This window comes from Bacillota bacterium (genome assembly GCA_040754675.1).
GTDB lineage: Bacteria > Bacillota > Limnochordia > Limnochordales > Geochordaceae > Geochorda.
In genome coordinates this window covers 1-3,365 of sequence record JBFMCJ010000448.1, presented here as the reverse complement: position 1 = coordinate 3,365, position 3,365 = coordinate 1, and the positions used below count along the sequence as shown (strand labels likewise).

General features: G+C 61.8%; 7 protein-coding genes. All 7 read left to right on the top strand.

The annotated features are described in order from the left end of the window. Positions 1-174: 174 nt before the first annotated feature. Positions 175-519, top strand: coding sequence for a hypothetical protein (locus AB1609_18805; protein MEW6048497.1), 345 nt, complete (start codon positions 175-177; stop codon positions 517-519). A gap of 255 nt (positions 520-774) precedes the next feature. Next, complete coding sequence (locus AB1609_18800) at positions 775-915, top strand: hypothetical protein (protein ID MEW6048496.1); 141 nt, start codon at positions 775-777, stop codon at positions 913-915. Positions 916-1,005: 90 nt separating this feature from the next. After that, positions 1,006-1,410 (top strand): hypothetical protein, encoded by a 405-nt coding sequence (locus AB1609_18795; GenBank protein MEW6048495.1) that lies wholly within the window; start codon positions 1,006-1,008, stop codon positions 1,408-1,410. Next, a complete protein-coding gene (locus tag AB1609_18790) occupies positions 1,385-1,798 on the top strand; it encodes a hypothetical protein (GenBank protein MEW6048494.1) in 414 nt (137 codons plus the stop codon). The genes AB1609_18795 and AB1609_18790 overlap by 26 nt, the downstream gene beginning before the upstream one ends. Next, positions 1,795-2,013, top strand: a complete 219-nt coding sequence (locus AB1609_18785; protein MEW6048493.1) for a hypothetical protein — start codon at positions 1,795-1,797, stop codon at positions 2,011-2,013. The genes AB1609_18790 and AB1609_18785 overlap by 4 nt, the downstream gene beginning before the upstream one ends. 92 nt (positions 2,014-2,105) lie before the next feature. Then, positions 2,106-2,501: a phage holin family protein gene (locus tag AB1609_18780; GenBank protein ID MEW6048492.1), complete on the top strand. Its 396-nt coding sequence runs from the start codon at positions 2,106-2,108 to the stop codon at positions 2,499-2,501. Further along, positions 2,494-3,365: phosphodiester glycosidase family protein (locus AB1609_18775; protein MEW6048491.1), on the top strand; the 872-nt coding region annotated here is incomplete at its 3' end. The genes AB1609_18780 and AB1609_18775, both read left to right, overlap by 8 nt.

The following is a 3,365-nucleotide window of genomic DNA, read 5'->3' as shown; positions in this document are numbered from 1 at the left end:
CAGGTGGCCGAACTTGAGGCAAATTTCGTATGGAAAGAGATTGGGTTGTTCGTCAATGGGTCTGAGGCCACAGGATCCGGAACCCTACTTATCCGGGCCTTGGTCGACGAGGCCAAGGACGAGATGCGGACGGTGACGGTCTCGTTCGAAATCAGCCTGACGTAGGTGGTGTATATGGCCCTGACTAGCGAAGAGAAGCGCAGGCGCGCCGAGAGGCACTGCGCCTTCATAGACCAGCAGATAAAAGCGCTCGATGCTGAACTCACGCTCCCTGCCCGGAACGAACGGGAGTTCCAATGGTGGCGGCAGGGGCTGCTGAGAAAGTACGCCTCTGCCAATGATGCTTCCCTAGAAAGCCGCCTCGAAGAGCTGCGGGGACAGGTTCGGCCCGAGACCTGGGCCGTCCGCCACCGGATGTCCCGCGCGCAGGCCAAGGACGAGGCCGAATGGCGGGCGGTGTGTGAGGCGGTCATAATCGAGTACCTCTTGGGGCTCTACCCGCCAGGAGGTGAGGAGTAGTGGCGTACCAGAAGCAGACGGTGCTCACGGGGGACCTCATAACCGCGGACTGGGGGAATTACATACAGACGCAGTATGACGAGGCCAAGGCAGATCTCGACGCCAAGATGCACGCTTCTACCGGCCACAAGCATTCCGGGGCCGCTGGCGACGCGCCGAAGCTGCCCCTAAGCAGCCTAGATGCTGACATTGCAAATTATCAGGTCTTTAACGTAAGCGGAACTTTCACGGTTCCAGCTGGTGTAGGGCGCGTCTTTGTTCGCCTCTGGGGCGGCGGCGGTGGTGGTGGCGGTGGTGGCGCTGGAAGTACTTCATACGGTGGTGCGGGAGGCGGTGGCGGCGGTAGCGGGGGCTATGCTCAGGGCTGGCTGCAAGTCACACCCGGGCAGAACATAACCGTTACAATAGGCGCAGGAGGCGCAGGGGGCGCCGGAGGTACGTCTGGCGCTGCCGGACAGCCTGGTTCCACCGGAGGCACAAGCTCCTTTGGCTCGCTATCGGCTGGCGGTGGCGGCGGCGGTGGCGGCGGGCAAAGTGGAAGCTACGCTACCGGAGGTGCTGGAGGAACAGGTGGTGGGGCAACCGGGCAGGTTACCTTTGGCGGCGGTACTGGCGGCAAAGCAGGCGACCAGACTAACAATGCCTCGGGCACCTCTGGCGCAGCGGGGGCCAGCGCACCTTCCATGGGTGGCAGTGGTGGCAGTGGTGGCAGTGCTGGTACTGGGGGTACATACTACTCCGGGCAGCCTGGCGGCGCTGGTTCTGTTCCCGGTGCTGGCGGCGGTGGTGGCGGCGGCGGTTACAAGGGTTATAGCGGCGGCAACGGCGGCAGCGGCGCTTCAGGCCGTGTGGAGGTGTATTGGTAATGGCCAACAAATATGCAGTTGTTGATGAGAGTGGAAACGTCGTTAATGTGATTATTGCGGAAGATGAGACCTTCAACCCAGGTGACGGCCTGAAGCTGGTTCTGCTCAGCGATGTCGATCCCGTAAGCCCTGGTGATAAGTGGGACGGGACACGGTTTTGCGACCGCTTGTCTGCTACCATTTCGCCAAATCCTGTTGCTGTCAACGATGTCGTCATCGTCACCGCTATCCTTCCAGCCGGTACACTTGACACTGAAGTAACGTTCGCTCTGGAGGGCGGCGAACTGGTTGCCGAGGCTGTTTCCAATGGTCAGGCAACGCATGCCTACGCATTCAGGCAACCAGGCGTCTACCGCATCGCTGTTGGAAGCCGCCACCATGGCACCGCTTACGTGGAGGTCGTGGTGCTATGAACTGCAAGATCAAAGCTGAATACACCGAAGAGCGCGTCCACGATGGAAAACGTATTCGCGTGACCGTGGTAGAGCGTGAGCTTACCCTTGATGAGCAGCTGGAGCGAATCAAAGAGGTCCTCGCGGAACTTCAGGCCCGCGAGAAGGCCCGGGACCCAGCCTGGAGGCCGAGGGTGGATTTGAGGGAGAAGGTGCAGGTGCCGAAGACGGAATAGCAACAACTTGACAGACAAGCCAGCGCCCGCCGCAAGGCGGGTTTTGTTTTGCCGCCCAGGAGGGCGGCTTTAGTTTTGGGAGGTGAAGCGCGGTGAAGGAAGTCGGCGCGAAGAGCGTCCTCGGCGCGCTCGCGGCCCTCGGAGCATGGCTGTTCGGCGCGCTCGACCAGGCGATGCTCATCCTGGTCACGGTGATGGCCCTCGACTACGCAAGCGGAGTTACGTCGGCCGTCGCGAACAAGAGGCTCGACAGCCGGGTGGGCCTCAAGGGGATCGCCAAGAAGGTCGGGATGCTGATCCTCGTTGCCCTTGCCTACCAGGTTTCAAGGCTCACCGGTGCGGAGGCCGTGAGGCTTGCCGTGGTCTACTTCCTCGTGGGCAACGAGGCGCTGTCGGTTCTGGAGAACATCTCGGAGCTCGGGGTCGGGGTCCCGGAATGGCTCAAGGCTTTCCTCGGGCGGCTCAAGGAGTCGAAGCCAGATGCGTAAGGAGCTTGCTGGCTGCACAATCGACTACGCGTACTGCGAGCCGAAGGACCTCGACCTCGCCGTTCCCGCAGCCCCGCAAACGCTGCAGCAGATCATGTCGAGGTATCCGAGGTCTTGGGCCAGGGCTTTCAACGCGCTCTACTTCTACCCAGGGAAGCCTCCGGTGACGAAAGGCATCGCGTGGGAAAACCAGACCTTCTGGAGCTGGGACGAGGATCCCTGGCCGTGCTTCGTGGTATACCCCGACGGACGGGCCGACATACTTTTCAAGCCTACCAAAGACGAAGTGCGAAAAACCCGCGTCGCCTTCAGCGCCGGGCCGCTTTTGCTCGGTGTAGACCTCGAAGAAACAATGCGGTTGGGAGGGTATACCGGGTTCACCCTCTCCCGAAAGACCGCCCAAGCCGCTGTAGGCATTACTGAGGACCAGAAGGTTCTCCACGTCGCCGTGGACTCTGCCACCGTCTACGAGCTTGCCGACCTGATGAAGCAGGCCGGGTGTGTCAAGGCCATGAAGGTGGACTCCGGGAGCTCCACCTCGGTGCTCTACAGATCCGGCGAGAAGTTCGGGAACATGACGGCGGTCATCACGGCTGCGGTGGTGATGCGATCGGTCCTGGACCGGGCATTGCCCGTGGGAGGGACGGAGACGGAAAGAAAGGCCTGCGACGGGAAGTTCCTCGACGCCCCGAACTTCTCCGTCACGGAATTCCGGTGCCCCTGCTGCGGGATGGTGAGGGTTTCAGTTGGCTTCCTGAAGCTGGTCACGCTCTTGCAGAAGCTGCGCGACCGGATCCAGAGCCCGGTTTACATCACCAGCGGCTACCGGTGCCCTGCCCGCAACAAGGCCGTGGGCGGCGCACC